The organism is Arthrobacter sp. AOP36-F1-5, assembly GCF_058137995.1.
This window is the reverse complement of the sequence record NZ_CM176892.1, coordinates 1,253,326-1,279,159: the sequence shown is the minus strand read 5'-3', so window position 1 is coordinate 1,279,159 and position 25,834 is coordinate 1,253,326. Positions and strand designations below refer to the sequence as shown.

The window sequence follows — 25,834 nt, the reverse complement described above, 5'->3', positions numbered from 1 at the left end:
CGGAGCCGTCATCACACGGCGGCGCCCTGCGAGCCACGGTACTTCCGGGTCTCCACCGTCTCCTCGTCGGAGTGGTTGTCGTCGAGGGTGATCACCCCGTAGTTCCATTGCCGCCGGCGGTACACCACCGAGCTGGCCCCGGTGTCGGCATCGACGAACAGGTAGAACGGGTGCCCGACCAGTTCCATGCGGTCCACCGCATCGTCCACGCTCATGGTCTCGGAGGGGAAGACCTTACGGCGGATCTCGACCGGGCTTTCCTCGGCGGCTTCGGCTGCTTCGCGTTCCTGGTCCTGTTCCTGACGGGTTTGTTCATGCAGGGGCATGGTACTGCTGACCGGTTCTAGGGTCGACGTCGCCTGGAACACCGCCTTGGGTGTCTGCCGGCCGTGGTGGACCTTTCGCCGATCGCGGGCCCGCCGCAGCCGCTCGAGCAATTTGGCGAAGGCCGTATCGAAGGCCGCGAACTTATCGGCCGCCTTGGCCTCGGCACGGATGGCCGGGCCGCTGCCCACCACGCTGATCTCCACTGTCAGCTGGGCTTCGGCCTGCCGGGCGTTGGGTTCCTTGGTGACCTTCACGTCGAGGCGCTGGACCTTGCTGGCCAACTGCTCGATCTTGCCCGTCTTCTCATCCGCGTATTCGCGGAATCGATCGGATACCGTCACATTGCGCCCGGTGATGTGCATCTCCATGGTGTCCTCCTACTGACCTCGGGTGACACGACAGCGGCTGAAAGTCTCTCCTTTCAACCGCTGAAGATGGGTTCTTCTCCTCTTGGTGAGGTGCCCATACTCAACCGTAATCCAGCGCGCAGGTTAATCAAGCCTTCCCACCGTTCATTTCGTGATCCACGTCACTCGACATGTGGTCTGGCATCGAATTCCTCAGCGTCCCGGCCGGGATCCGGTGGGCGTGTCGCTCCCGTCGGGATCCGGGGCGCCCACCGCTGACCCGTCCCCGTGCCGCGGTGCAGCGGTCGCGGCCAGCACCACGGCACCCTCGACCCGGACCCCGGCGGCCTGGAGTTGGTGATGCGCCCGGGCCAGGGTGGCCCCGGTGGTCAGCACATCATCCACCAGCAGCACCGGACGGTCGGGGATCCCCCGCGTGCGACGCAGGACCAGTTGTGCGGCACTACCCGAGCGGGCACGCCGGCCCTTGGTCTTCTGCGCGGCCCCCGCCCATGGCGGTCCGGGGCGGACCCGCAGCATGCGGGCGAGGCTGGTCGACGGCGGCAACAGGGCCCGGCGCTGGATCCAGGTCAACAGCACGTCCACCGGGGCATAGCCGCGGCGGGCCCGGGCGATGCGGGTCGAGGGGATCGGCACCAGCACCACCCCGTCGTCAAAGCCCTCCCCGGCGACCCGCAGGGCCCCTGCCAGGGCCGGGCCCAACACCCCGGCCAAGGAGACCCGTTGGCGGTTCTTGAACGCCAGGACGGCGGCCGAGACCTCCCGGGCATAGACTCCCCCGGCCACCACGGCCAACGGTTCCCCCTTCGGATCCAACGGGAGGGACTCGGCCCCGTCCTGGGCCTGGAAGGGACGGACGGTCGCGGCCCGGAAGGAGCCCCGGCAGGACCGGCACATCACCACATCGGGCCGGCGGCAGAACACACAGTCGCTGGGCGCCGCCACCGAACCGAGTTCGGCCAGGGCCGACAGCGGCCCCCGGACCGAGGAGGAGAAGGCCACCGAGTCCAGGCGACGACCCCACCGATCGGGTAATGCCGGGTACTCCATGCCTTCATGGTCCCCGGGGCGGGCCATGTCTGGAAGGTCCGGACCAGCGGCTGTGGACAGCGGGCCGCTACCCCGGGTAGGCGAGCTGGGTGGCCTTGCCCTCACGCTTCTTCCAGGTGGAGAAGACCTGCGAGTAGACCCCGTCGGGGGTTTCGGCGTAGACCGTACGCTGGTCTCCCGGGCCGGCGGAGATATTGGTCATCCCCAACAACGGTTCCAGTTCCTTGGTGCTTCCATCCAGGGAGAGTTCTTCGGCCTGGACGGCCTTGGTGTCGCTGGGTTTCATCACCACCACGGAATCCGAGGAGTTCCACACCCCCCGCTCCACCGGAACCGAGGAGTCCAGCTTCAACGGATCGGTGAACCCGCGCGGGACGCCTTCGCTGTCACGGATGATGCCGGTGATGTAGACTCCGGTCGTGCCCTTGACCTTGGCGATCACCAGGGCCCGGGCCCCATCGGGGGAAACCCGCAGGGAGGTGACATCCGCCTTGGACATCCATCCGGCATTGACCTGGCGTGAGGGGCCGTCCTTCTTCGTGTCCGAGGGGGTCGCCCTGACCCGGGTGCGTCCGTCGTTGCCGACCGTCCACGTCCAGCCGTGGACGTCGATGCTCGGACGCAACAACTTCTGCCCGGTGGTCGCCTCATGGACCACCCCGGATTCGTCCACGGTGAACAGTTGGGTGCGCTTGCCGTTCAGGAAGGCAAAACGATTGTCCGCGGGAGACATGGCCGGGTCGCGGGGCTTATGCGAGGAGATGTCCTGGACCCCTCCCACGGGGACGACGCCGTTGCCCTGGTAGAACACCAGGGAATTGTTGGCGATCGCGATCTGGGTGTTCGGCACCGAGGCCTCGACGATGGCATCGGTGAACCCCTCGGCCACGCTGCCCAGGCTCACGGCCCGTTGGGCGACCGTCATCGTGACCGTGCTGACGTTCTGGATCTGGCTCAGCGTCAATTCGAGCTGCTGTTGCATCAGTTGTCGTTGCAGCTCGTTGGCATCGGTGAACGTCGCCTCGTTCAGGTCCACCGTGGCCCGCTTGGACTCCACCGGCACGGAGGCCCGCGCCAGTTCGCTGCCTTCGGGGAAGGCACTGCTGACGGCATTGCGCAGATAAGGGGCGGGGCCGGCCAACAGTGCGGCCGTGACGGTCGCGGACAGGCCCTGCCGCGTGGCGAACCACCGGTAGTCGGCCACGGCGTAGGTGTCGGTGGAATCGTAGAAGTACAACGGGTAGGACTTGAACACGATCGCGAAGCTTCCCTCGTCCATCATCGTGCCATCCGGGACCTTCGAGAGCCGCCATTGGCCGTCGACCTGGACCAGTTCGAAGTCCACCGACTTCGTGGTCCGTTCCTTCTTGCGTGTCAGGAGCCCGTATTCGTCGATGCTGGAGGTCTCCGAGACCTCCACCGTGTAGCTGCCTTTTTCGACATTCTCCACGATGTTGGGTTCGGAGGTATAGACGGTGGTCCGGTCCGCGGCCCGCCATTCCCGGGAGACATCCCGGGCCAGGTATTCGCGGGCCACGCTGTAATCGTCCTGCGGGTCGATGCCCGCGCGCAGGAACCCCTCGATGATCTGCTGCGGGGAAGCATCCTTGGTGGGCCCGGGAGGATCGAAGGCATAGGAGAAATCGGATTGGCCGGCGGCTTCGGGGGCACTGGTGCCCACGGGCCCCGACGTCGGGATCGAGGCACAACCGGTGATGACCAACAGGACCGCGACGAGGGCCCCGAGTACCCTGGTGACCCGGGCCCCGCCGCCGTGCCATGCCCTGTGCTTAAGCATCCTGTCCTCCCTGTTTCCCGGTGCCGGGCTCGTCGTCGGCAATGCTTCCCGGGTCCTGTTCCTCCGGCCCTCCCGCGGCAGCCCGGTCATCACCGTGGGGGTCCATCCGGTCCGGGGCGGCGGGCTGCTGGTCGTCGGGGTCCGGGGAGGGGGACACCGCGGTGGCCCGCTCGGCCGGTGGAACCGCCCGCAGGATCGAGCCGGGCAAGGCGAGGTTCCCGGTGGGCAGGGTGGGCAGGGTGGGCAGCGAGGCCGTGTACGGGGCGGGCTCCCCCATGCCCAGCGACTGGCCCAGCGCCAGCTGGGTATGCGGCATCAGGGGCAACGGCGAGGAACCGAGCAATTCGCCCAGATGCCGTGGCAACGTCAGCCGGAAGCAGGCTCCTTCGCCCTTCTCACCCCAGGCCTGCAGCCACCCACCATGCAGGCGGGTGTCTTCGGTGGCGATGGATAGTCCCAACCCACTGCCTCCGGTGGTCCGGGCCCGGGCGGGATCCCCGCGCCAGAACCTGTCGAAGACGCGCGAGGCCTCTTCGGGGTCCATTCCGATCCCATGGTCGCGCACGCTGACCGCGACCGCGTATTCATCCTGGCCGACGGTGATGTCGATCGGATTCCCGTCCCCGTGTTCGACGGCGTTCATCACCAGGTTGCGGATGATCCGTTCGATGCGGCGCGGGTCCATCTCCACGGCGCACCCCTCCTCGGGGAGGTGGACGCGCAATTCGGATCCGAGGTTCTCCGCATGCAGGCTCGCGGTCTCCACGACCCGCCGAACCACCGGAACCAGATCGAGGACCTCGGCATCCAGCAGCGCGGCCCCTGCGTCGAAACGGGAGATCTCCAACAGGTCGTTGAGCAGGGTCTGGAAGCGTTCGACCTGGTTGTAGAGCAGTTCGGCGGAGCGCCGGTTGATCGGGTCGAAGTCCTCGCGGGCGTCGTGGAGGACCTCGGCGGCCATGCGGACCGTCGTGAGCGGGGTGCGCAGTTCGTGAGAGACGTCCGAGACGAAGCGCTGCTGCATCTGCGACAGGGTGGCCAGCTGGGTGATCTGGTCCTGGAGGTTGGTGGCCATCCGGTTGAACGAGATCCCCAGCCGGGCGATCTCGTCCTCGCCGTGGACCTCCAGGCGTTCCTGCAACTGTCCGGCGGCCAACTTCTCCGAGGCCGAGGCGGCGGTGGAGACCGGGCGGACCACCAGACGCGTGGTGTACCAGGCGATGCCGCCGGTGACCAGGAGCAACAGCACCCCACCGATGGCCAGCACCCGGTGGATGAAGTCCAGGGTCTGCTGTACCGAATCCAGGTCGTAGACCAGATACAGGGCATAGTCGCGCCCGGGCGGCAACTGGACCGTGGTGCCGAAGGCCAGACCGGGGGTGTCGTAGCTGGCATGCGGGAAGCTGATCGATTCCCAATAGACCCCGGGGCTGTCCTTCACGGTGGTGGACAGGGTGTCGGGGATGACGGCATTGGTCAGTCCACCACTGGCGGTGTTGGGGACATAGATGTTCTCGGAGCTGGGCAGCGGGGTCAGGATGAAGTCGCGTTGGACGCTGGCACCATCACCCTCGACCAGCTTCAACGTGTCATTGACGAAGGCCACGGTGCTGGAGCGGTCGGTGGTGGCCGCGGACTCGAAGTTGGATTTGACCTGGTTCAGGCCACGGACCGATTCCTCCTGGACCTGGTTGAAGCGTTCCTGGAACAGGCCGTCGGCGATCTGGTTCGACAGGAAGATCCCGGCCCCGAGCATCGCCAACGCGGAGAGCAGCACGGTGGTGGCCACGGCCCGCAATTGCAGCGAGCGCCGCCACGCGGTGACCATGCGTTTCCACCGGGAGCCCTCCCGGTCCGCCCGCGGGCGCAGCAGGAAGGCCCGGGAGACTGGCGGCTCCCCGTCGTCGGGTTCCGCCGCCGGGTGGTCCGCGGCGGAGGTCTCCATGCTCAGCCCTGTCCGGCCTTGTATCCGACTCCGCGCACGGTCAGGACGACTTCGGGGTTCTCCGGGTCGGTTTCGACCTTGGACCGCAGCCGCTGCACATGGACGTTCACCAACCGGGTATCGGCGGCATGCCGGTAGCCCCAAACCTGTTCGAGCAGCAGTTCACGGGTGAAGACCTGCCACGGTTTCCTGGCCAATGCCACCAGCAGATCGAATTCCAGCGGGGTCAACGAGATCGGTTCCCCACCCCGGGTCACCGAGTGCCCGGCCACGTCGATCACCAGGTCCGCGATCTTCAGCGTCTCCGGGGCATGCTTCTCCCCCGGACGCATCCGGGCCCTGACCCGGGCGATGAGTTCGGCCGGCTTGAACGGCTTCGGGACGTAGTCGTCGGCCCCCGACTCCAGTCCACGGACCACATCGGCGGTATCGGATTTGGCCGTGAGCATGACGATCGGGACATCCGCTTCGGCCCGGATCAGCCGGCAGACCTCGATGCCGTCCATGCCCGGCAGCATCAGATCCAGCAGGACCAGATCCGGTTTGACCTCGCGGAAGGTGTCCAGGGCCTGGGCCCCGTCGTAGCAGAAGACCGGGTCGAAGTCGTCGTTACGCAGCACGATGCCGATCATCTCGGCCAGCGCCTCGTCATCGTCGACCACCAAAACTCGGGCCTTCATGGCACCCCTCTTCCGTCTGAACGTCTCACTGGTGTCTCTTTGAACCTGCCCTCCACTATAGGGGTCAGCGGTGCGCCCCCTGCAGCGGCGCACCGGGCCCCGTTAGGCTGGTTCGGACACTGACGCGATGCGAGGGGCACCAACGGCATGACTGAATACCCACCCAACCCCGACGACCTGCCCGGTTCCGAGCCCGGTCAGGATGCCGGAGTGCCGGAGGGCGCCGGAATCCCGCCGGCTCCCGGGGGCTTCGAACCACCGGCGGCGCCCGGCTGGCAGAACCCACCGCAGCAGGGGTGGGGGGCCGCACCGGGCCAGGGCTGGGGCCACCCGGCCCCCGGCTCCTGGGGAGGACCACCGGGCCCCGGCGGAGGGATGCCGCCGCCCGGCCAGGGCTTCCCCCCGGCGGGCCCCTACGGATATGCCCCGCCGCCGAAGCCCGGGGTCGTCCCGTTGCGTCCACTCGGTCTCGGGGACATGCTCGACGGCGCCTTCCAGGCGGTCCGCCGCAATGCCGGTTCCACGCTGGGCCTGTCGGTGATCGTCCAGCTCTTCATCGGAACCATCAGCGCCCTGCTGGCCATCCCGTTGCTCTCCGTCATCGCCGACCCCGGCTTCGCCGACGGTGCCGAACCGGATTTCAGCGCCCTGGCCGGATCCTTGATCACCATGGTCGCGGGCAGCCTGGCGGCCGGGCTGGCCTCGGTGTTCCTGATGATCATCGTCCAGGGGGCCATCACCATCCCCGTGCTGCGGGCGACGCTGAACCGCAAGACCCGCTTCGGGCAGGCCCTGCGGATCCTGCGCCCCTCGATCGGCAGGCTCCTGCTGGTCGCGTTGCTGTACCTGATCGCCGGGATCGCGGCGCTGGCCATCTGCGCAGGCATCGTGACCCTCGTGGCCTTCAACGCCGATACGGCCGCCACCTTCACCACGGCGGCCATCGTCGTGGTGCTGGCCATCCCCACCACGCTCTGGATCTCGATTAAACTGACGTTCACCGTCCACGCCGTCGTGGCGGAGAACCTGCCACCGCTGGCGGCCATGGCCCGATCCTTCGCCCTGGTGAAGTCCTCCTGGTGGCGGTGCTTCGGGATCCTGCTGCTGACCGGCATCATCGTCGCGATCATCACCAGCCTGATCACTTCCCCGCTGAGCATGATCTCCGGGTTGCTGGGCGGGATGCTGGCCCCCGAGGATCCGGCGGCCCTGGCCGGCCTCCTGGTCAAGATCGGCTTCGTCAGCACGATCCTCGGCGGTATCGCCGCGGGACTGGGCTTCGCCTACGAATGCTCGGTCACCACGCTGCTCTACACCGATCTGCGGTTCCGTCGCGACGGTTTCGACATGACCCTGCTGCGTGAATTCGACAGCGGCATCGATGCCCCGATCCCGGGCCTGCCGACCGTCCCCCCGGCGGGCAACTCCCCCGGCTACCCGGCGGGCCGCTGACCCGATGCCCTCCGCGCTGCCCCTCCTCCTGCAGGCCCCGCACTATCTTCCCGACCGGGACGAAGCCACCGGTGAGCTGACGCGGGAACTGGCCCGGCAGGAGTATGCCCAGGCGATGCCCAACCCCATCGTGGTCTTCCTGAAACAGGTCTGGGCCGATTTCGTCCAGTGGGTGGATTCCTTGAATGCGCTGGCCCCGAACCTGGGCTGGCTCGTGGTCCTGCTGGCCCTGGCCATCCTCATCACCCTGGTCGTCCTCTTCGCGCGCCCCCGGTTGCAGCGCCGGGCCCGCACGGCGCAGGAGGCCGGGGCCGAGGTGGACCTGGATGCCACCCTCGGCGCCGAGGACTACCGTCGACGGGCCGACCGCGCCTTCCTGGCGGCCGACTATGCCACCGCCGTCCTGGAGCGGTTCAGGGCCTTGCTGGCCCGGGCCGAGGAACGCACCCTGCTGGAGCCCCGGCCTGGACGGACCGCCACCGAAGTCTCCACCGCGCTCGGGCAGGCCTTCGCCGGCGAATCCCCGGCACTGCGGGAGGCGGCCAGGCTCTTCAACGCGGTGCATTACGGTCATCACGAGCCCAGCGCCGAGGACGCCCGCAACCTGACCACGCTGGAGGACCGCCTCTCCACGGCCACCCCCTCAGCCGCCCGGGCGGACCCGGCAGTGGTGGTGCCCAGATGAGTCGGATCAAGGATGGCGATCGCCTGCTGGCGGCCCCGCGTCCGGCCTCGGCCCGTTCGGTCTGGGCCGGCCGCTGGCGGGCCTGGCGGCTGTGGATCATCATCGCCGTGGTGGCCGTGCTCGCCGCCGTCTACTACGCCCTGGCCAACGGCCCCCACGACACCCGGGTCCTGAGCCCGCAGAACCCCGGCCCCGAGGGCGGGAAGGCGGTGGCACGGGTCCTGGCGGACCACGACATCTCCGTGGAACAACCCGACGGACTCGACGCCGCCCTGGCTGCCCTGCGGGCCGACGGCGGGACCACGCTGCTGCTCCACGACCAGGGCGGCTACCTGAACCAGGACCAACTCACCGAACTGGACGAGGCCGCCGGCCGGACCGTACTGGTGGAGCCGGGCTTCGATGAGCTCCGGGTCTTCGCCCCCTCCACCCGCCCGGCCGGCGTCGTCCCCGAGGAGGCCGACTCCCCGGTGGCTGCCGACTGCCCGGTTCCCGCCGTCGCCGAAACGCGTGAGGCCGCCGCCGGCGGGAAGAAGTACCGCGCCGCGAGGGGATGCTTCAACTACGGGGCCCGGGACCACGAGGCCTACGGCTACGTCGTGGAGGGGACGACGACGGTGCTGGGCAACCCGGCCTACCTCGACAACGGCCATGTCCTGGACTTCGACCATGCCCCGTTGGCCTTGCGCACCCTGGGGGCCGAACCAACGCTCGTCTGGTACCAGCCCACCGTGGCGGACCACGAGTTCACCGGCCCCGCGGCGAACCCCTTCGAACTGCTCCCGGATTGGGTTTCCCCGGCCTCCGGCTGGCTGCTGCTCCTGGGGGTCATCGCGATCCTCTGGCGGGCCCGCCGGGACGGCCCGTTGGTGAGCGAACCGCTTCCCGTCGTCGTCCCCGCCTCGGAGACCGCCGAGGGCCGGGCCCGCCTGTACCGGGACGCCCAGGCCATCGACGCGGCCGTCGCCGCCCTGCGGTCGGCGTCATTGGACCGCCTCGCCGTCCGCCTCCGGCTCGGGCACGGCAGCCGGGCCGATGACATCGTAGCCACTGCGGCCAAGGAGTCGGGCCTGCCCGGTTCCCGCCTGCGCCGCCTCTATTTCCCCGAAAAGATCACCGGCGAGGCCGGACTGGTCGAATGGGCCCAGGAATTGCATACCGTCGAAAAGGAGATCGGGATCCCGTGAGCGAACAAGTCAAAGAGGCCGATACGGTCCGCCAGGCGCTATTGGACGTGCGCCATGAGGTGTCCAAGGCCGTCGTCGGGCAGGATGCCACGGTCACCGGGCTCCTCATCGCCCTGCTGGCCCAGGGACACGTGCTGCTCGAGGGCGTGCCCGGGGTCGCGAAGACGCTGATGGTGCGCACCCTGTCGGCGGCGTTGGACCTGGATACCAAGCGGGTCCAGTTCACCCCCGACCTGATGCCCGGCGACGTGACCGGTTCGTTGGTCTACGACGCGAACACCGCCGATTTCAGTTTCCGTGAGGGCCCGGTGTTCACCAACATCATGCTGGCGGACGAAATCAACCGGACCCCGCCCAAGACGCAGGCCTCGCTCCTGGAGGCCATGGAGGAACGTCAGGTCAGCGTGGACGGGATCAGCCGGCTGCTGCCCGAACCCTTCATCGTGGCCGCGACGCAGAACCCCGTGGAATACGAAGGCACCTACCCGCTGCCCGAAGCCCAGCTGGACCGGTTCCTGCTCAAACTGACCATGGAGCTTCCCGAACGCGAGGACGAGATCGAGATCATCCGCCGCCACGGCGCAGGGTTCGATCCCCGCGACCTGGCAGCGGCGGGGGTCCGGGCGGTGGCCAGCGCCGATGACCTGGCGGCAGCCCGCCGGGCGGTGGCCGCGGTGACGGTGTCACCGGAGGTCATCGGCTACATCGTCGACATCGCGCGGGCGACCCGCAATGCCCCCAGCTTCCAGCTGGGCGTCTCCCCCCGCGGGGCGACCGCCTTGCTGAACACCTCCCGGGCCTGGGCGTGGCTCTCCGGCCGCGACTTCGTGGCCCCCGACGACGTCAAGGTCCTCACCCTGCCGTGCCTGCGCCACCGGGTATCCCTGCGGCCCGAGGCACAGATGGATGGGGTCGGGGCCGACGACGTCCTGCAGTCCATCCTGGCCACCGTGCCGGTCCCCCGCTAGGGCCCGGCATGGCCCTGTACCGCCGTTTCGTCTGGCTGGCCCTGCTCGGGCTCGTGCCGGTCGTCCTCTGGCCCGGCGTGCCCACGATCCTCATCGCCCTGGGCGTGCTGTCCGCCCTGGCGGGACTCGATGTCGCCCTGGCCGCCTCCCCCCGGGTGGTGGTCATCGAACGGGCCATCCCGCGCAGTGTGCGCCTGGGGGAACCGGCCACGGCCCAGCTGTATCTGCATAATCCAGGAACCCGCAGGTTGCGGGGTTCCGTCCGGGACGGCTGGCAGCCCTCGACGGGAGCCCGGAACACCCGTTTTCCCATTGACCTGCCCGCCGGCGAGCGCCGGGTCTTCGCGATCAACCTGCAACCGGTCCGGCGCGGGGACCTATCGGTGCACCACACCACCGTGAGGTCCTCGGGTCCAATGGGTCTGGCGGCCCGTCAACTCACCCATGCCAGCGCAGGCACCCTGCGGGTGCTTCCCCCCTTCCACGCCAAACGCCATCTGCCCTCCAAGCTCCAGCGTCTGCGCGAATTGGACGGCCGGGCCGCGATCCAGGTCAGGGGCGCGGGCACCGAATTCGATTCACTTCGAGACTACGTCCGCGGTGACGACGTGCGCTCCATCGACTGGCGGGCCACCGCCCGCCGACAGAACGTCGTCGTGCGGACCTGGCGGCCCGAACGCGACCGTCGGGTGGTCATCGTCCTGGATACCTCCCGCACCTCGGCGGCCCGGGTGGCCGACGAACCCCGGCTCGATACCGGGATCGAAGCCTCCCTGCTGTTGGCGGTGCTGGCCGAACGCGGCGGGGACCGGGTCGATTTCCTGGCTTACGACCGCAGGCCACGGGCCCGGGTCGAATCGGCGTCCAAGGCCGTCATGCTCACCCAGCTGGTCGAAGCGATGGCCCCGTTGGAGCCCGAACTCATCGAGGCGGACTTCTCCGGCCTCCCGGCACAGGTGCGGGCCATCTCCACGCACCGTTCCCTGCTGGTGCTGCTCACCGCCCTGGACTCCGGCGCCGTGGAAGAGGGGCTGCTGCCCATCCTGCCGGCGCTCACCTCCCAGCATGTGGTGGTCATCGCCGCGGTGCGGGACCCGGAGCTGGACGAACGGGCCGCCGATGTCTCCGATGCCGCGGCCGTGTACCGGGCGGCTGCCGCGGCCAGGACGTTGCAGCAGCGGGAGGCGTTGAAGACCCAACTGCGGGCCGTCGGCGCCGAGATCGTCGACGCCGCCCCGTTGGAGCTGCCTCCGCTACTGGCCGACACCTACATCCGGTTGAAGGCCACCGGGCGGCTCTAGGACACCCTGGAGTCCCCGTCCCCGTCCCCCGGGTCAGTGGGAGCCGAGGAAGGCCAGGACCCTGGCCAGCATCGTGTCCGTCGCCCCGGCGTCGTATTCGGCGGTGGAGGAGTCCGCGAACAGGTGGCCCGACCCCGGGTAGAGGAACAACTCGGCGGCCGGCGCCTCGGCGACCAGGGCGCGGGCGGCGTCGGCATCTCCTTCGTCCATGAAATAGGGATCCTCTTCCGCGGCGTGGATCTGCACGGGGACCCCGGCCGGCCAGGAGGGCGAGAATTCGGTGACCGGGACGCAGGAGGAGAAGAACAGGGCGCCGGCGGCCCCGGGACGGGTCTGCGCCAGCTTCTGGGCCGGCATCACGCCCAGGGAGAATCCTGCGTAGACCAGTTCCGGGCCCAGATCCTCCACGGCCCGGGTGCCGCGGCCCACCAGCTCCCCGAAACCGATCTTCGAGGCGTGGGCCACCCCCTCGTCCAGGGTCTCGAAGCAGTGCGCATCGAACAGGTCGGGAGTGTGCACCGTATGTCCTCCGGCCCTCAGGAGCTCGGCGAACCCCTCGATCCCGGGGGTCAGGCCCAGTGCGTGGTGGAATAGGACGACGTCGGCCATGGTGGTGCCTCTCCAGTGGTGCGTGCTCTGTCGGCGGGCCCGTGGACCCGATCCCAGAATGGTGGACTGGATGACCAATGACAAGGCCTCCGGCCCCCTGGCGGACCGGCGCCCGGACCTTGACTACACTTCCACGGCCCGGCGCGCCCGGTGGCAGGACCTCCCCGAGGAGGTCAGGGAGCTGTTGACGCGTTGGGTCGGCGGACGCCTCGACGCCGTGGACCCCGCCGGGGGTGGCTTCACCCACGGGTTCGCCGCTGTCCTTCGCGGGCCCCGTCCGCTCTTCGTCAAGGCCATCCCGGCGGATGATCCACACATCGCCCCCGCGTATGCCCGGGAGGTCGAAGTGCTGGGGGTCCTGCCCTCCGGCGCCCCGGTCCCGTCACTGCTGGAGCACGACATCCTCGCCGGGTGGCTGGTCTTCGCCACCACGGCACTGGACGGGTGGATGCCCGGCACCCCATGGACCCTGGCCGATGCCCGGGCCATCCACAACAGTTGCCTGCTCACCAACCAGGTCCTGGGCGACGCCTCCGCAAGCCTGCCCGCCACCGGACGCCTCGAACTCCAATGGGACACCCACCTCGCGGACCTCGACGGCGGACGGATGGTCCTGGAGTCCGGCCGGCGCCCCGACCATCTGCCCCCGTGGTTCATCGGTTCGGCGGGGGACGAATTGGCCGGGGACATCCTGCGGGCGGCCTCCCGCATCGACACCGCCCTGTCCGGGCCCGTGCCGCTGAACAACGACTTGCGGGCCGACAACGTGGTCATCTCCCGGGCCGCGTCCGGTGGATTCCCGGCCGGTACCGCCTGGATCTGCGATTGGAACTACCTGGCCACCGGTCCCGGCTGGGCCGATTGGGCGGTGCTCTGGCCTTCCCTGCTCGACGGCGGCCTCTCCCTCGAGGAGGTCTCCTCCTGGGAATTGACGGCCGGGGCCGCTGACGCGGATCTGGACACCTGGTTCTCCGCCCTGTTCATCTACTATGCGGAAGCCGGCAGCCGGGAACCACTGTCCACCAGCCCCGCCCTGCGCAGCCACCAGCAGCTCTGTGCCCTCCAACTGCTGGATCTGCTGGCCCTGCGCTTCGGAGCCCGCCGGGCGGTCTAGGGCAACTGGTACTTGAACCCGATATGCGAGCCCACGAACCCCAGCCGCGTGTAGAACCGGTGGGCCTCGACCCGGGAGGCATCCGAGGTCAACTGGACCAGGGAGGCTCCCAGGGCCGGGGCGGCGATCCCGGTGACCCAGCGCAGCATCGCAGATCCGAGACCGGCGGACCGGTGCCCGGTTCCGACGCGCACCGCTTCCACGAGCAGCCGGGTGCTGCCCCGGCGGCTCAACCCCGGGGTCCGGGTCAGCTGCAGCATCGCGATGGCGGTGCCGTCGGGGTCCTCGACGAGCAGCAGGTCGTTCCCCTGATCGTCCACCAGGTCCTGCAGCGCGAGCCGATAGGGTTCCGGATCGCTTCCGGGGCCATCACCGCGGGAGGCGCTGATCGAATCATCGGCCAGCAACCGCATCAGCCCCGGCAGATCCCCCTCCTGCGCCCGGCGCAGGGTCAACGGGCCGCCGCGCACCGTGAGTGTGGCGGGCAGGGGCAGGTCCTTCAGCATCGGGTCTCCAGGCCTTCCTCCACGGGGGGTGTCTCAGCCGCCCAGCCGGACCTGGTCCAGGGCGTCCGCCGTCCGGGTGAGCCGGCGCAGCACGCGGCGGGTGGTCTCTGGGGTCGTTGCTTCCAGTCCGGGGGCCGGCATGAGGGTCAGGGCCCCGAGCAGGGCATCGGGTAGTCCCATCCTGCGGAAGTGCCGGTGGACCGTCTCCACGGCGGCGGAGACACCGGGGAGTTCCTGACCCGGGTCCAGGGTTTCGAGCCAGAGCCGTCCGCCCTGGTCCAGGAGTTCGGCGCAGCGTTCCCAGGCGGCGATATCGGCCCGCCCGTGAAGGCAGATGGTGTCGAACCCCACGGCCAGGGCCTCGGTGATCAGTTCGGGCCAGGAGGGGCCTCCCCCGGGGAATCCGGTCCCCGGGGCCAGGATCACGGTTTCCGCCCCGGCCTGGTGGAGTGCCTCGACCAGGACCTTCCAGTGCCTGCCTGCTTCCTGCCGGTCCACGGCCCGCAGGCTGCGGTATCCGCTGGCGGTGGGGACCGCACCGCCCAGGACCGCGGCGGCGCCGGGTTCCTCCACGACCACGGTCAGCGCGGACGCCCCGGTGACCCGACGGACGTCCTGCAGATGCCTCGCGGCCCCCTCGGCCAGGGAATCGGCCAGATCCCGGCGGGCCCCGGCATCGGAGAGGATCTTCTCCCCCTGGTGCAACGAGATCCCTGCCGCCAGGGACAGCGGCCCCCTCAGCTGGAGCTTCAGGGCCCCGGGGTCGGTTCCGGCGGCCCCGACGACGTCGGCCATCACCCCCAGGTCGGTGCCCAAGGCGGAAACGGCGCGGCGGTGATCCAGCCCGGGGCGGTCGGTCAGACGCCAACCGTGGGGTCGGACCTCGACATAGAGTTCGGTGAGCAGGGCGGCCGTACGGCCCACGGCATCGGAGCCGACGCCCCGATCGGGCAGCTGGACCAGATGCGGCAGATGGGGCTCGCCCAGCTCACCGCAGATGATGCGGGTCGATTCGAGCGGGTCGGTGCCGGGCAACGGCCCCTGACCGGTGACGCGGACGCTGCTCAGCGGTCCTCGCCTCCCTCGGGGGCGCGGGAGGCCGAAATGGCCTGATGATGGCGGATGACCTCGTCGATCACGAAGTTCAGGAACTTCTCGGCGAAGGCCGGGTCCAGATGTGCCTCGCCGGCCAGCCGGCGCAGTCGGGCGATCTGGGCGACTTCGCGGTTCGGATCCGCCGGGGGCAGCTGGTGTTCGGCCTTGAGATGGCCGACCTTCTGCGTGGCCTTGAACCGCTCGGCCAGCAGATAGATCAGGGTGGCGTCGATATTGTCGATGCTGCCGCGCACCGACAACAGTTCCTGCATGATTTCGGGGTCCACGCTCCCGGACAGGGAGGAGGCGGTGGGGTCGTAGTCCTCGCCCGGGGCGGGCTGGGCGTGCGGCTCGTTGCTCATGGGTCCCATCCTAGTTGGGAGTGGCCCGGGGCCCGACGGTGTTACGTGGTGCGTGCCCGCTTGACCGGCAGTTTCCACAGCAGCAGGACCGCCAGGACCAGTGGAAGGATCCACCCGGTCCAACCCAGCGGCGCCACGACGAGCAGGTCCAGATCCGAGGTGGCCGCGAACACCACATACAACCCCGCCGCGGCGTTGAAGGACCCGTGGGCCAGGGCGGCCGGCCAGACGCTCCCGGAGGCCATCCGCAACCAGGCGAATACGGCGCCGAAGCTGATCGTCATCCCGGTCATCGCCAGCAGGCTCAATCCTCCGGGGACCCCCGGGTAGTTGTACCCCAACAGGATCAGCGGGGCGTGCCATAGTCCCCAGATGATCCCCGAGATGAGGACGGTGGCAGTTTTTCCCCAGGGTTCCAGCCGGGGCACCAGCCACCCCCGCCAGCCGATCTCCTCGGCCAGCGCCGGAACCATGTTGATGATCGACCCGACCAGGATGCTCACTAGTTGCGTGCCCAGCAGTACTGCGGTGGGCATGGACATGATCTCCCGGGCGGCCTGAGGGGCCTGCTGGGCCATGAGGCCACGGAGTACCGGCAGGTGGGTGACATCGGCCGGATAGAGTCCCAGGAGGGCTCCCAGGAGCAGCCCACCGACCACCAGGAGCATCGGTAGCAGCCAGCCGGCGGCCAGGAAGGCGAGGAAGGGGCCCACGGGCTTCAGCGGCCAGAGGCCCAGGCTGCGGGCGATCCCCGGCCCTCCGGGACGCTGCGCCTTCGGTTCGGCGAAGCGGGTGACCAGCAGGGCCGCCGCCGTCGGGGTGAGCATCATGACCAGCGCATAGACCGTGAACAACGGATCGCCCAGGCCCTGGCCGCCGAGCCACAGCGGCAGTGCCACCAGCCAGGCCAGCACGTAGGCGATCACGATATAGAGGACGATCGGTTTCAGGCGGACGGATCGCATGCGCGAGCACCTCGGGGGTCGGGGAGGAAAGGTCCATTCCAGCGTAGTCCCGCGACGGGACGGCCGGGGCGGATGGCCTACAGTGGAGGGGCCATGATGAGTAGACGAGACGCCGCGATTGCCCTGGACATCCCCCTCGAGATGGCCACCCGACACGGGATCCCCAGCCGGCTGGAGGAATCCGAACTCGCCGAGCTGCAGGCCGATCCCCCACCATGGCTGGTCCAGTCGATGCAGAACCGGCAGGGCAAACGACCGGTCTGGGTCCATCTGACCTGCACGGTCTGCGGCCGCTCCGAGGCCGCCCGGCCGAAGAAGTGGTGGCCGGACTTCGATTTCGTCTTCTGCGATACCCATTCCCCCCGCGAGCTACCGGCGGTTCCGGCCGGACGGGTGCGCTGTGAGTACGAGCAGGTCGCCGGACCGCTGACCGGTGTCGTCGACGAGGCCGCCCACTAGGATCCGGCCTCCACCTGCCGGTCTCCTAGGAGGAAACGCTGGCCGGATCCCAGGACAGGCTCCGGGCGGTGTCGATGGTGGCCTGCCCCAGCACCCGGGTGCCCTGGTAGATCACCATCGTCTGTCCCGGGGAGACCCCCTGGAGCGGATCGTCGACGTCGACCACGAGTTCGCGGTTGGTCCCACCGTCTTCCGCGGCGACCTCTTCCAGCCAGCCCACCGCCTCCACCGGATCGGCGTGGGCGCGGACCTGGACCATGCAGTCGAACCGTTCGCCGGCCATCGCTTCCTTCAGCGGCAAGCCGGCCCAGCTGACCTTGATGCCCCGCAACCGATCGACCGAGAGCAGTTCCTTGGGTCCGACCACGACCTGGTTGTCCTTGGGCCGGATCTCCAACACGAAGCGTGGTTTGCCGTCGGAGGCGGGACGGCCGATCTTCAGCCCCTTGCGCTGCCCGACGGTGAAGGCGTTGGCGCCGGGGTGGCTACCCACGGAGTTGCCTTCGTGGTCCAGGATCTCCCCTTCGCTCAGTTCGATGCGCTCCTCGAGCCAGCCTCGGGTGTCCCCATCGGGAATGAAGCAGATGTCGTGGCTGTCCGGCTTCTTCGCGACCGACAAACCACGGCTTTCGGCTTCGGCCCGCACCTCGGCCTTGGACGGGGTTTCGGCCAAGGGGAACAGCGAATGGCCCAGCTGCTCGTGGGTCAGCACCCCGAGCACATAGGACTGGTCCTTCGCCCAATCGGCGGCACGGTGCAGTTCCGGGTTCCCCTCGGCATCGGTGATGACCTTGGCGTAGTGGCCGGTGCATACGGCGTCGAAGCCGAGGGCGAGCGCCTTTTCAAGCAGGGCCGCGAACTTGATGCGCTCATTGCAGCGCATGCAGGGGTTCGGGGTGCGTCCTGCGGCGTATTCGGCGATGAAGTCATCGACGACGTCTTCCTTGAAACGCTCGGAAAAGTCCCAGACGTAGTACGGGATGCCCAGTTTGTCGCAGGCCCGCCAGGCGTCGTTGGAATCCTCCACCGTGCAGCAGCCCCGGCTCCCGGTGCGCAGGGTCCCCGGCATCCGCGAAAGCGCCAAATGCACCCCGACGACGTCGTGCCCGGCATCCACGGCGCGCGCTGCCGCCACCGCGGAGTCGACCCCGCCGCTCATTGCTGCCAATACCTTCATACTCTTAATCCTGTTCCTGCTGTTTGGATGCTGCTTTTCCTGGCGGCCATACCTGCCTGTTTCGCCCGTTGGTGGGCTTCGGGCAAGGCCTCCACCAGGGCCTGGACGTCGGCTTCGGTGGTGGTGTGCCCGATCGTGAACCGCTGGGCCCCGCGGGCCGCCTCCTCGGTGCGTCCCATGGCCAACAACACGTGGCTGGGTCGTGGCACCCCTGCCGTGCAGGCGGACCCGGTGGAGGATTGCACCCCGAGCATGTCCAGCACGAAGAGCAAGGAGTCCCCCTCGCAGCCTGGAAAGGTGAAGTGGGCGTTGCCCGGCAGCCGTTCCCCCGAGGCTCCATCGGCGGCCGGCCCGCAGAGTTCGGCATCGGGAACCGCATGGCGGACGCCGGCGATCAGCCGATCGCGCAGCCCGGCCAGACGCTCGGATTCGGCGGCCAGGCCGGCCACTGCCTCACCGGCGGCCGCGGCGAAGGAGGCAGCGGCTGCGGTGTTCAGGGTTCCCGAGCGGAGGGCCCGTTCGTGGCCACCACCGTGCTGGACGGCGGTCAGGACGATGTCCCGGCGCACCAGCAGGGCCCCGATGCCGACGGGCCCGCCGATCTTATGGGCGCTGATGGCCATCGTGGCCAGGCCCGACGCACGGAAGTCGACCTCGAGGGCGGTGAACGCCTGGACCGCGTCGGAATGCAGGGGGATGGAGTGGGCCGCCGCCAGCGTGGCCGCCTCGGCGACCGGTTGGACGGTACCGACCTCGTTATTGGCCCACATCAGGGTCACCAACGCGATCGATACGGGATCCCTGGCGATTTCGGCGGCGAGCTGGTCCAGGAGGATGCGTCCGGTGGAGTCCACGTCGATCCAGCTGATTTCGGCCCCTTCATGGGCGGCCAGCCATTCGACGGCATCCAGCACGGCATGGTGTTCCACGGTGCTGCACAGGATCCGGCGGCGGGCCGGGTCGGCGCCATTGCGCGCCCAGTAGAGGCCCTTGATCGCCAGGTTGTCCGATTCGGTCCCGCCGGAGGTGAAGATGACCTCGGAGGAGTGCGCCCCGGCGGCCGCGGCCAACTTCTCGCGGGCTTCCTCCACGACGGTATGGGCACGACGACCTGCACCGTGCAGGGACGACGGGTTCCCTGTACGGCTCAATTCCTGGGTCAGCACGGCGAGCGCGGACGCCGACATGGGCGTGGTCGCCGCGTGATCGAAATACACGGGCTGGGTGGCGGACACGTCACGATTCTACCGCCGGAGCCGCCGATGTCAGTACCCGTCGAGCTCCGGAACGGGGTTGATCCGGTCACCATCGGCCCCCAGATCGGTGTCCAGGGTGATGGCGCGGGCTTCGAGACGCCGGTCCCGGCAGAGCTCATCGATCAGCTCGGCCCCTCCCCCGATGATGGTCGAGTCCTCGAACAGTTCGGTGGAGAACATCCAGGAACGGTCGGCGCCCCAGGCCAGGTCCGGTGCTTGGCGTTCGGAAAAACCGGTCCCCGCCTTCCAGAGCGGCGAGGCCAGATCCTCCAGGCTGCCGGAGAAGAGGTAGTAGGAACGGTAGCCTTCGGGGCCGATCTCGAGCTTCGGGCCCTCGAGTACCCGGGCGGAGAAGGCGGGTCGTTTGAGTTCTTCCCGCAGCAGGGCCTCGCGTTGGGCCGTGGCGGGGTCGGCGGCTGCTTCGTCGGCTGCCAGGACCTCGACGGCGTCGCCTCCCCGGATGAAGGCATACCCGTCCCACAACCCCAGATACACCTCGGGCCCCGCATGCCGGGAGATGATCTCCGCCACGGCGGCCAGATCGGTGGCCGGCAGGCCGTCACCGGCGGGCGCTTCACCATCCCAGGCGTCCTCGGTCCATGCCATCCCGGTGTCGTCGATGCCCGAGACGGCGGAGAACTGGGCCCCGGCATGCAGCACGGTCCCGCGTTCGAGGGCGATATCCGCCCAGCGCACGGGGTTTCCGTCCTCGTCGGAGGCCGGATGGAAGATGCGGGCATAGGCGTCGAACCCCGCGGGGATCTGCGCGGCCGCCGTGGTGGCCGGCGGTCGGGTCGCCAGGACCCTTTCGAGTGTTTGGGCGATCCACTGTCCGGGCCCTGCCCCGGCGAACGTCATGGCCATGCCTCCACCCTACAAGCCGCCGGGCTGGTAGAACTGAAGGGACCCGTCCCGAGGAGCCAGACCCCCCGTGAGCATGTATCTCCCCCCACTCGTTCATCCGATCCACGACTTCGCGCATCGCCGCATCGATTTTTCGCAGCAGGTCGCGGTGATGGCGATCATCAACCGCACCCCCGACAGCTTCTACGACGGCGGGGCGACCTTTGCCCTGGACGCCGCGCTCGATGCCTCGCTGGCTGCCGTCCAGGCCGGCGCCGCGTGGCTGGACATCGGCGGGGTGCCGTTCGCACCGGGTCCTGAACTCCGGTGGCAGGAGGAAGCCGACCGGGTGGTCCCGGTGATCCGCTCCATCCGCGAGCAGACCGATGCCATCATCTCCGCCGACACCTTCCAGCCGCAGGTCGCCGAGGCGGCCATTGCCGCCGGCGCCGACGTCATCAACGACACCACCGGGATCTCCAACCCGGATCTGGCCCGGGTGGTGGCCGATGCCGGGGTGCATCTGGTGATCACGCATTCGCTGGCCAAACCCCGCACCGTCTACCCGCGCCCCGATTATGCGGATGTGGTCCAGGACGTCGCCGGCTTCCTGCAACGCAAGGTCGAACTGGCCCGGAGCCTGGGGATCGACGAGGGCAAGCTCATCATCGATCCCGGACACGACCTGAATAAGAACACCCGGCACACCCTGGAGGTGACCCGGAGGCTGGATGAGATCGCCGCACTGGGTCTTCCGGTGCTGGCCGCGGTGTCCAATAAGGACTTCATCGGCGAGACGTTGGACCAACCCAAATCCGAACGGCTCAGCGGGTCGTTGTCCGCCGCGGTGATCTGCCTGATGAACGGGGCCCGGATCCTGCGCATGCACAACATCCCCGAAGCCGTCTCGGCCGCACGGCTCTTCGAGTCCACGGCCGGATGGCGTGAACCCGCCTATTTGCGGCACAACATGTCCGACGTCAACGAGCCGGCCCGGCTGCCGGGACGATAGATTGGTCCCATGGTCCAGCAACTGATTCCACCGCGCCGCGATGACGGCTCCCCCGATCTGACCGATGAGCAGCTCCTGGAGCTCTATGCTCCGCAGGACCGCGCCCTGGTGCGCTTCAACTTCGTGGCTTCCGCCGACGGGGCGGCCACCACCGGCGGCACCTCCGGCGGGCTGGGAACCGACGCCGACCAGCGCCTCTTCGCCCTGCAGCGCCGCCATGCCGACGTGATCCTGGTCGGTGCCGGAACGATTCGTGCCGAGGGCTACGCCGGTAAGCTCCTCGACGCCGAGGCCCAGGCCTGGCGTCGCGACCGCGGCCTGCCCTCCCATCCGGCCATCGCCGTCGTCTCCGGATCCCTGGCCCTGGATCCGGAATCCGATTTCTTCACCTCCGCCCCGGTCCCCGTGCTCGTCTTCACGACCGGTCCCGCGGATCCGGCCCGCCGGGAGGCGATCTCCCGGGTGGCGGAGGTCATCACCGCAGGAGCGGACGACGTCGACCCGCGGCAGGTCCTGGCCGGGTTGGGCGGGCGCGGGCACCGGATGGTCCATGCCGAGGGCGGGCCGACCCTGTTCGCCTCGTTCCAGCGGGCCGACGCGGTGGATAGCCTCTGCCTGACCGTCTCCCCGGTGCTGGCCGGCGGGGAAGGCCAGCGCATCGCCACCGGGCCCACCTCCGGGAACCAGCCGGTCAGGCTGGCCCTGCTGCTCGAGGAAGCCGGCGCGTTGTTCACCGAATACCGCAGGGCCCCGGCCCACGACTCCGAGTAACACGCTGGTTCATCCGGAACCAGCTCCCGGTGCCGTTCGTTCGGCACAACAGATACACCCATCAGGCAGCCCTTCGGCGCCCACGGAAAGGTCAGGCGTGTCCCCGGCAAGAACCCATTACGAGGTCCTGGGCATCACCCGTGATGCCTCATTGGCCGAAGTGAAGACCGCCTACCGTCGGGCGGCCCGCACCACCCACCCCGACCAGGGCGGAGACGCGGCGGCGTTCCGGGTCGTCTCGCTGGCCTACCAGACCTTGCGGGACCCGGTCTCGCGGGCCGCCTATGACCGCAGCTACGGCACCTCCTCCGCCTACCAGGCCCCGGCCTCCGACGCCCGGGCGGCCGCACGGAGCACCCCCAGGACCGAGCCGGCCGGTGGGCGTCGACCGACCGCCACCGACTCCGTGCGCTATGTCCCGGCGTTCTCCAGCACCCCGACCCCGGTGCTCACCGAGACCGTCGCCTCCCGGCAGATCCATGGGGCTCCCCGGAAGCGCGGTCTGTTCACCCCGCAATCACGGTTGGCCCGCGAGGCCGGGACCGTCAGGTTGCTCTCGGGCCGGATCCTGCCCCACGTTCCTGCGGCCCGGCTGGTCAACGGCCTGCATTCACCGGCGGGCCGTGGATTCATCGACCATGTCGTGCTGTGCGGATACCGGTTGGCGCTGGTCAATTCCATGGTGTTGCCCCGCGGGGTCTACCGCTGGGACGGAACGACGTTGCACCAGGGGGGCAAGGCCATCGATCCCCCGCGGATGGCCTCCCTGGTCCGCGGGATGCAGGAGGCCTTCCCGGAGTTGAACGTCACCGGCTGGACGGTGGTCCATTCCCCCGATGACAACCTCCACGAACCGGTCATCGACTATGCCCGCGGCGCCGACCCGGCCTCCGCCTCGCTGACCCATGTGGTCAACGCCGCGAACCTGGTGCGTGAATTGAAGATGTTCCTGGGCACCGGCCCCAGCCCGAATGTCGTCGATGTCCCGCTCCTGTCCCGGTTGATCGGCGGAATGTACTGACCTGCACGCAGGGACCCCCGACCAGGCATAGGATCTAACGGTGTTCCGCATACTCTTCGTGACCCCCGAGATCCCCGGCAATACCGGCAATGCCATCCGATTGGCCGCCGTCACCGGCGCCGAACTGCATCTGGTCGAGCCCTTGGGCTTCGATCTCTCCGATGCCAAGCTCCGTCGGGCGGGCCTGGACTACCACGATCTCGCCGACGTCCATATCCACCCCGATCTCGACTCCGCCTGGCAGGCGTTGGCTCCCGGCCGGATCTTCGCCTTCACGGCCGAAGGGGAAACGACGTACACCGATATCGGGTACCGGCCCTCCGACGTGTTGATGTTCGGCCGCGAATCGGTGGGGCTCTCCCCGGAGATCAAGACCGATCCCCGCCTCGAGGCCCGGGTCCGCCTGCCCATGCTGGCTTCGAGGCGTTCGCTGAACCTGGCCAACTCGGCATCGATCGTCGTCTACGAGGCGTGGCGCCAACAAGGCTTCGCCGGGGCCTGACGCGCCCTGCCGGCCTCGCCCTATCGGTCCCCGACCCCACCTGCCCTAAGCTGGGAGGGGAGAAAACGCCAGACCATCCAGGGATGAGGATCATGCACCACGAAGAGCCCGAGGATTTCCGTTACGGGACGCCCGAAGACGCCACGGATGATCTGGGTCTGGGCCTGGTCGACGATGCCTCGCAGGAAACGGTACGACGCCGGTCGGCCCCGGTGAAGAAATGGATGCTCGTGGTCGGCGCCGCGCTGGTGGTCGTCATCGGCATCACCGCCCTGGTGCTTGCCCTGATGCCACGCAACGTCGCCGGCGAGGTCGCCGATGCCCCGGATGTCACCGAGACGTCGGCCGGGGTCACCGGTGGAGGTCAGGCCGTGCTGCGCCTTTCGGAGTCCCTTGATGCCGGTTCGTTGGAACTGAGCGACCTGCCCGGAGCCCCCGACCAGCAGACCTACCAGGTGTGGGTCGAGTCCGTCGGCGGCGGAACGGTCAGTTCCGTGGAGGTCCTGGACCCCAAGGACACCAAGGACACGGTGGGTTTCAAATCCCTCGATGACATCGAATCCGTCCTGGTCACCACGGAACCGGTCGATGGTTCCAACGAGCCCAGCGATACCAAGGTCCTCGAGATCGACCTGCCGCACTGATCCGGCGGGCCCGCGGCCTCTTCAGGTGGCCGCGGGGCTCAGAATCCGGCGATGGTATCGGCCGCGTTGACCTCCACGACGTGGAACCCCTCGGCGATCCGTCCTTGCTCGAGCCCGTGGCGTTCGGCCAACGACTCCCCGTTGGCCCGTACGAACCGCTCCATCTTCGACACGTCGGGATGCTGGCTCAAATGGGCCCGCAAGGCCTGGAGCTTCGTTTCGAAGGTGTCGGTGATGTCCACTACATGGTTTTCCCGGGCTTCGGGTCCCCCGTAGAGCCACAGCCATCGCAGTTTGAAAGCCTGAAGCCCGGCGTCCTGCAGTTCCGGGAAGGCATAGGGGTTCTCCACCGCCGGGTACACGGCACGGGTCACCGCTTCCCCGCAGGCCAGGTGGTCGGGGTGGGAACGCTGCAGGCGCGTGAAATCCCGTTCGGGATGTTGGGCCAGCACGATATCGGGGCGTACCTTCCGCGTGATCTCCACGATCTTGCGCTGTACTGCGAACGAGGGTTCGAGGAACCCATCGGATTCGCCCAGAAAGTGCACGTCATAGACGCCGACGCTGCGCGCCGCTGCGCGTTGCTCGGCATGGCGCATGGAGACGATTTCCGCGCGGTGGGCAGGATCGAAGCCTCCGGCGTCGCCGTCGGTCATGATGCAATAGTGGACCTCGACGCCGGAGGTGGTCCAGGCCGCGACGGATCCGGACGCCCCGAAATCGAGGTCATCCGGATGCGCGCCGAAGCATAAGACCCGGCGGACGGTCTCACGTCGCGGGTCGAACACGGTTCCTTCAGCCCTTCCGACGCTGGATCTCGGCGGCGGCCTGCGGCAGGACGCTACGGGCATCGCCCACGATGCCGAAGTCCGCGATCTCGAAGATCGGGGCGTCCTCGTCGCTGTTGATCGCCACGATGACCTGCGAGGTCTGCATCCCTGCCTTGTGCTGGATGGCACCGGAGATCCCGGCACAGATGTAGAGCTGCGGGGAGATCGTCTTACCGGTCTGACCGACCTGGTAGGAGTGCTCGATCCATCCGGCATCCGTGGCCGCGCGGGAGGCACCGACTGCGGCGCCGAGGGCATCGGCCAACTGTTCGACCGGGGTGAAGTCCCCGTCCAGGCCTCGTCCACCGGAAACCACGATGCGGGCATCCTGGAGTTCCGGCCGGGCCGAGACCGCCTTCTCGACGGTTTCGGTGACCCGTGCGGCGGGGCCGGCATCGGCGACCTCCAGGGTCGTGACCTCCGGGCTCGTCGCTGCTGCGTCGGTCGGCTCGACGCTATTGGGTTTGACCGTGATGACCGGGGTGCCCTGGACGGCCCGGGCGTTGACGGTGTACCCGCCGGCCAGCACCGATTTGGTCACCGTCAGGTCGGCGGTGACATCCACCGCATCGGTGATGACACCGGCGGAGAGCTTGATGCCCACCCGGGCGGCGATTTCCTTGCCATCCGCCGAGTTGGGCAGGAGCACGGCTCCGGCCGAGCAGGCGCGGGCCGCCTCGGCCACGAAAGCTGCTTCCCCGGCGATCAGGGTGCCGGCCAGCGCCCCCGCCGGGGCGTAGAGGGCCGTGGCCCCCAGGTTTGCGTAGGCGGCGACGGTTTCGTCTGCAGCCGGTGAGCCGAGGGCGACCACGGGCTCGCCGAGCCGGTGGCCCAGGGTGAGCAGTTCGCGCTGGGCCTTGCCCGGCTGTGCCGTGGGGGTGTCGATGAAAACCAGAATATTAGCCAT

Annotated in this window: 27 protein-coding genes; 12 read left to right on the top strand and 15 right to left on the bottom strand. The window is 68.9% G+C overall.

From position 1 onward, the window contains the following. Positions 1–11: 11 nt before the first annotated feature. The 5 genes from hpf to mtrA all read right to left on the bottom strand — a co-directional run bounded on the left by hpf (position 12) and on the right by mtrA (position 6,168). Entirely contained in the window at positions 12–695 is a 684-nt protein-coding gene (hpf, locus tag AC3ZI9_RS05895) for a ribosome hibernation-promoting factor, HPF/YfiA family (protein ID WP_444554382.1), read from the bottom strand. A gap of 192 nt (positions 696–887) precedes the next feature. Then, positions 888–1,772, bottom strand: a complete 885-nt coding sequence (locus AC3ZI9_RS05890) for a ComF family protein (protein WP_444554381.1) — start codon at positions 1,770–1,772, stop codon at positions 888–890. A gap of 40 nt (positions 1,773–1,812) precedes the next feature. Beyond that, positions 1,813–3,543: an LpqB family beta-propeller domain-containing protein gene (locus tag AC3ZI9_RS05885; protein WP_444561489.1), complete on the bottom strand. Its 1,731-nt coding sequence runs from the start codon at positions 3,541–3,543 to the stop codon at positions 1,813–1,815. Then, positions 3,536–5,488, bottom strand: a complete 1,953-nt coding sequence (gene mtrB, locus AC3ZI9_RS05880) for an MtrAB system histidine kinase MtrB (protein ID WP_444566501.1) — start codon at positions 5,486–5,488, stop codon at positions 3,536–3,538. The genes AC3ZI9_RS05885 and mtrB overlap by 8 nt, the downstream gene beginning before the upstream one ends. A 2-nt stretch (positions 5,489–5,490) precedes the next feature. Continuing rightward, entirely contained in the window at positions 5,491–6,168 is a 678-nt protein-coding gene (gene mtrA, locus AC3ZI9_RS05875; protein WP_444554378.1) for an MtrAB system response regulator MtrA, read from the bottom strand. Between the two features lie 147 nt (positions 6,169–6,315). Here mtrA and AC3ZI9_RS05870 point away from each other — a divergent pair, with 147 nt between their 5' ends. From AC3ZI9_RS05870 to AC3ZI9_RS05850, 5 genes are read left to right on the top strand one after another with little or no spacing between them, the layout of a single operon-like run. Then, positions 6,316–7,620: a DUF7847 domain-containing protein gene (locus AC3ZI9_RS05870; protein ID WP_444566500.1), complete on the top strand. Its 1,305-nt coding sequence runs from the start codon at positions 6,316–6,318 to the stop codon at positions 7,618–7,620. A gap of 4 nt (positions 7,621–7,624) precedes the next feature. Continuing rightward, on the top strand, positions 7,625–8,305 hold the full coding sequence (locus AC3ZI9_RS05865) for a DUF4129 domain-containing protein (RefSeq protein ID WP_444561487.1): 681 nt from the start codon (positions 7,625–7,627) through the stop codon (positions 8,303–8,305). After that, positions 8,302–9,492, top strand: coding sequence for a DUF4350 domain-containing protein (locus AC3ZI9_RS05860; RefSeq protein ID WP_444561486.1), 1,191 nt, complete (start codon positions 8,302–8,304; stop codon positions 9,490–9,492). The genes AC3ZI9_RS05865 and AC3ZI9_RS05860 overlap by 4 nt, the downstream gene beginning before the upstream one ends. Continuing rightward, positions 9,444–10,460, top strand: coding sequence for an AAA family ATPase (locus AC3ZI9_RS05855; RefSeq protein WP_444554374.1), 1,017 nt, complete (start codon positions 9,444–9,446; stop codon positions 10,458–10,460). Before AC3ZI9_RS05860 ends, AC3ZI9_RS05855 begins: the two co-directional genes overlap by 49 nt. An 8-nt stretch (positions 10,461–10,468) precedes the next feature. Then, entirely contained in the window at positions 10,469–11,761 is a 1,293-nt protein-coding gene (locus AC3ZI9_RS05850) for a DUF58 domain-containing protein (protein WP_444554373.1), read from the top strand. A gap of 33 nt (positions 11,762–11,794) precedes the next feature. On the opposite strand, the gene AC3ZI9_RS05845 is transcribed toward AC3ZI9_RS05850, so the two are convergent. Beyond that, complete coding sequence (locus AC3ZI9_RS05845; RefSeq protein ID WP_444554372.1) at positions 11,795–12,370, bottom strand: dienelactone hydrolase family protein; 576 nt, start codon at positions 12,368–12,370, stop codon at positions 11,795–11,797. A 70-nt stretch (positions 12,371–12,440) separates the two neighbouring features. On the opposite strand from AC3ZI9_RS05845, the gene AC3ZI9_RS05840 reads away from it, so the two are divergent. Continuing rightward, positions 12,441–13,484 carry a phosphotransferase family protein gene (locus AC3ZI9_RS05840; protein ID WP_444561485.1) on the top strand — a complete coding sequence of 348 codons (1,044 nt, stop codon included), beginning with the start codon at positions 12,441–12,443 and terminating at the stop codon, positions 13,482–13,484. Here AC3ZI9_RS05840 and AC3ZI9_RS05835 read toward each other — a convergent pair. The 4 genes from AC3ZI9_RS05835 to AC3ZI9_RS05820 are packed head-to-tail and all read right to left on the bottom strand — an operon-like array spanning position 13,481 to position 16,412. Beyond that, positions 13,481–13,990, bottom strand: a complete 510-nt coding sequence (locus AC3ZI9_RS05835; protein ID WP_444561484.1) for a GNAT family N-acetyltransferase — start codon at positions 13,988–13,990, stop codon at positions 13,481–13,483. The genes AC3ZI9_RS05840 and AC3ZI9_RS05835 overlap by 4 nt on opposite strands. Before the next feature lie 33 nt (positions 13,991–14,023). After that, a complete protein-coding gene (locus AC3ZI9_RS05830) occupies positions 14,024–15,025 on the bottom strand; it encodes a uroporphyrinogen decarboxylase/cobalamine-independent methonine synthase family protein (protein ID WP_489923954.1) in 1,002 nt (333 codons plus the stop codon). 29 nt (positions 15,026–15,054) lie between these two features. Further along, positions 15,055–15,447, bottom strand: a complete 393-nt coding sequence (locus AC3ZI9_RS05825; protein WP_444554368.1) for a chorismate mutase — start codon at positions 15,445–15,447, stop codon at positions 15,055–15,057. Positions 15,448–15,488: 41 nt separating this feature from the next. Beyond that, complete coding sequence (locus AC3ZI9_RS05820) at positions 15,489–16,412, bottom strand: CPBP family intramembrane glutamic endopeptidase (protein WP_444561482.1); 924 nt, start codon at positions 16,410–16,412, stop codon at positions 15,489–15,491. A 93-nt stretch (positions 16,413–16,505) separates the two neighbouring features. On the opposite strand from AC3ZI9_RS05820, the gene AC3ZI9_RS05815 reads away from it, so the two are divergent. Then, entirely contained in the window at positions 16,506–16,871 is a 366-nt protein-coding gene (locus AC3ZI9_RS05815) for a hypothetical protein (protein WP_444561481.1), read from the top strand. A 25-nt stretch (positions 16,872–16,896) separates the two neighbouring features. Here AC3ZI9_RS05815 and mnmA read toward each other — a convergent pair whose 3' ends face one another. The 3 genes from mnmA to AC3ZI9_RS05800 form a co-directional block, all read right to left on the bottom strand. Further along, positions 16,897–18,048, bottom strand: a complete 1,152-nt coding sequence (gene mnmA, locus AC3ZI9_RS05810; RefSeq protein ID WP_444561480.1) for a tRNA 2-thiouridine(34) synthase MnmA — start codon at positions 18,046–18,048, stop codon at positions 16,897–16,899. Continuing rightward, positions 18,045–19,235 (bottom strand): cysteine desulfurase family protein, encoded by a 1,191-nt coding sequence (locus AC3ZI9_RS05805; RefSeq protein ID WP_489924023.1) that lies wholly within the window; start codon positions 19,233–19,235, stop codon positions 18,045–18,047. The genes mnmA and AC3ZI9_RS05805 overlap by 4 nt, the downstream gene beginning before the upstream one ends. A gap of 78 nt (positions 19,236–19,313) precedes the next feature. Beyond that, on the bottom strand, positions 19,314–20,168 hold the full coding sequence (locus AC3ZI9_RS05800) for a hypothetical protein (RefSeq protein ID WP_444561478.1): 855 nt from the start codon (positions 20,166–20,168) through the stop codon (positions 19,314–19,316). 73 nt (positions 20,169–20,241) lie between these two features. On the opposite strand from AC3ZI9_RS05800, the gene folP reads away from it, so the two are divergent. The 5 genes from folP to AC3ZI9_RS05775 all read left to right on the top strand — a co-directional run bounded on the left by folP (position 20,242) and on the right by AC3ZI9_RS05775 (position 24,097). Beyond that, entirely contained in the window at positions 20,242–21,159 is a 918-nt protein-coding gene (folP, locus tag AC3ZI9_RS05795; protein WP_444554426.1) for a dihydropteroate synthase, read from the top strand. Between the two features lie 9 nt (positions 21,160–21,168). Next, the gene (locus AC3ZI9_RS05790; RefSeq protein ID WP_444561477.1) at positions 21,169–21,930 is read left to right on the top strand and encodes a dihydrofolate reductase family protein; all 762 of its coding nucleotides are present in this window, start codon (positions 21,169–21,171) and stop codon (positions 21,928–21,930) included. Between the two features lie 97 nt (positions 21,931–22,027). Then, on the top strand, positions 22,028–22,951 hold the full coding sequence (locus AC3ZI9_RS05785; RefSeq protein WP_444561476.1) for a J domain-containing protein: 924 nt from the start codon (positions 22,028–22,030) through the stop codon (positions 22,949–22,951). A 40-nt stretch (positions 22,952–22,991) separates the two neighbouring features. Next, the gene (locus AC3ZI9_RS05780) at positions 22,992–23,453 is read left to right on the top strand and encodes a tRNA (cytidine(34)-2'-O)-methyltransferase (protein ID WP_444554359.1); all 462 of its coding nucleotides are present in this window, start codon (positions 22,992–22,994) and stop codon (positions 23,451–23,453) included. Between the two features lie 92 nt (positions 23,454–23,545). Next, positions 23,546–24,097: an anti-sigma factor gene (locus AC3ZI9_RS05775; RefSeq protein ID WP_444554358.1), complete on the top strand. Its 552-nt coding sequence runs from the start codon at positions 23,546–23,548 to the stop codon at positions 24,095–24,097. 38 nt (positions 24,098–24,135) lie between these two features. Here the strand turns inward: AC3ZI9_RS05775 and AC3ZI9_RS05770 are convergent, their stop codons facing one another. Together AC3ZI9_RS05770 and AC3ZI9_RS05765 are read right to left on the bottom strand one after the other, a co-directional pair. Next, positions 24,136–24,885 carry a PIG-L deacetylase family protein gene (locus AC3ZI9_RS05770; protein WP_444561475.1) on the bottom strand — a complete coding sequence of 250 codons (750 nt, stop codon included), beginning with the start codon at positions 24,883–24,885 and terminating at the stop codon, positions 24,136–24,138. A gap of 7 nt (positions 24,886–24,892) precedes the next feature. Next, positions 24,893–25,834: an electron transfer flavoprotein subunit alpha/FixB family protein gene (locus tag AC3ZI9_RS05765; RefSeq protein WP_444561474.1), complete on the bottom strand. Its 942-nt coding sequence runs from the start codon at positions 25,832–25,834 to the stop codon at positions 24,893–24,895.

Excerpts from the sequence above, each read along its gene's own strand:
- AC3ZI9_RS05825 (WP_444554368.1), bottom strand. The coding sequence starts at position 15,447 with ATGAGCAACGAGCCGCACGCCCAGCCCGCCCCGGGCGAGGACTACGAC.
- folP (WP_444554426.1), top strand. The coding sequence starts at position 20,242 with ATGTATCTCCCCCCACTCGTTCATCCGATCCACGACTTCGCGCATCGC.
- AC3ZI9_RS05865 (WP_444561487.1), top strand. The coding sequence starts at position 7,625 with ATGCCCTCCGCGCTGCCCCTCCTCCTGCAGGCCCCGCACTATCTTCCC.
- AC3ZI9_RS05805 (WP_489924023.1), bottom strand. The coding sequence starts at position 19,235 with ATGTCGGCGTCCGCGCTCGCCGTGCTGACCCAGGAATTGAGCCGTACA.
- AC3ZI9_RS05790 (WP_444561477.1), top strand. The coding sequence starts at position 21,169 with ATGGTCCAGCAACTGATTCCACCGCGCCGCGATGACGGCTCCCCCGAT.
- AC3ZI9_RS05890 (WP_444554381.1), bottom strand. The coding sequence starts at position 1,772 with ATGGCCCGCCCCGGGGACCATGAAGGCATGGAGTACCCGGCATTACCC.
- AC3ZI9_RS05860 (WP_444561486.1), top strand. The coding sequence starts at position 8,302 with ATGAGTCGGATCAAGGATGGCGATCGCCTGCTGGCGGCCCCGCGTCCG.
- AC3ZI9_RS05845 (WP_444554372.1), bottom strand. The coding sequence starts at position 12,370 with ATGGCCGACGTCGTCCTATTCCACCACGCACTGGGCCTGACCCCCGGG.
- AC3ZI9_RS05820 (WP_444561482.1), bottom strand. The coding sequence starts at position 16,412 with ATGCGATCCGTCCGCCTGAAACCGATCGTCCTCTATATCGTGATCGCC.
- mnmA (WP_444561480.1), bottom strand. The coding sequence starts at position 18,048 with ATGAAGGTATTGGCAGCAATGAGCGGCGGGGTCGACTCCGCGGTGGCG.
- hpf (WP_444554382.1), bottom strand. The coding sequence starts at position 695 with ATGGAGATGCACATCACCGGGCGCAATGTGACGGTATCCGATCGATTC.
- mtrA (WP_444554378.1), bottom strand. The coding sequence starts at position 6,168 with ATGAAGGCCCGAGTTTTGGTGGTCGACGATGACGAGGCGCTGGCCGAG.
- AC3ZI9_RS05765 (WP_444561474.1), bottom strand. The coding sequence starts at position 25,834 with ATGGCTAATATTCTGGTTTTCATCGACACCCCCACGGCACAGCCGGGC.
- AC3ZI9_RS05855 (WP_444554374.1), top strand. The coding sequence starts at position 9,444 with ATGGGCCCAGGAATTGCATACCGTCGAAAAGGAGATCGGGATCCCGTG.
- AC3ZI9_RS05835 (WP_444561484.1), bottom strand. The coding sequence starts at position 13,990 with ATGCTGAAGGACCTGCCCCTGCCCGCCACACTCACGGTGCGCGGCGGC.
- AC3ZI9_RS05775 (WP_444554358.1), top strand. The coding sequence starts at position 23,546 with ATGCACCACGAAGAGCCCGAGGATTTCCGTTACGGGACGCCCGAAGAC.
- AC3ZI9_RS05800 (WP_444561478.1), bottom strand. The coding sequence starts at position 20,168 with ATGGCCATGACGTTCGCCGGGGCAGGGCCCGGACAGTGGATCGCCCAA.
- mtrB (WP_444566501.1), bottom strand. The coding sequence starts at position 5,488 with ATGGAGACCTCCGCCGCGGACCACCCGGCGGCGGAACCCGACGACGGG.
- AC3ZI9_RS05885 (WP_444561489.1), bottom strand. The coding sequence starts at position 3,543 with ATGCTTAAGCACAGGGCATGGCACGGCGGCGGGGCCCGGGTCACCAGG.
- AC3ZI9_RS05850 (WP_444554373.1), top strand. The coding sequence starts at position 10,469 with ATGGCCCTGTACCGCCGTTTCGTCTGGCTGGCCCTGCTCGGGCTCGTG.
- AC3ZI9_RS05870 (WP_444566500.1), top strand. The coding sequence starts at position 6,316 with ATGACTGAATACCCACCCAACCCCGACGACCTGCCCGGTTCCGAGCCC.
- AC3ZI9_RS05840 (WP_444561485.1), top strand. The coding sequence starts at position 12,441 with ATGACCAATGACAAGGCCTCCGGCCCCCTGGCGGACCGGCGCCCGGAC.
- AC3ZI9_RS05815 (WP_444561481.1), top strand. The coding sequence starts at position 16,506 with ATGATGAGTAGACGAGACGCCGCGATTGCCCTGGACATCCCCCTCGAG.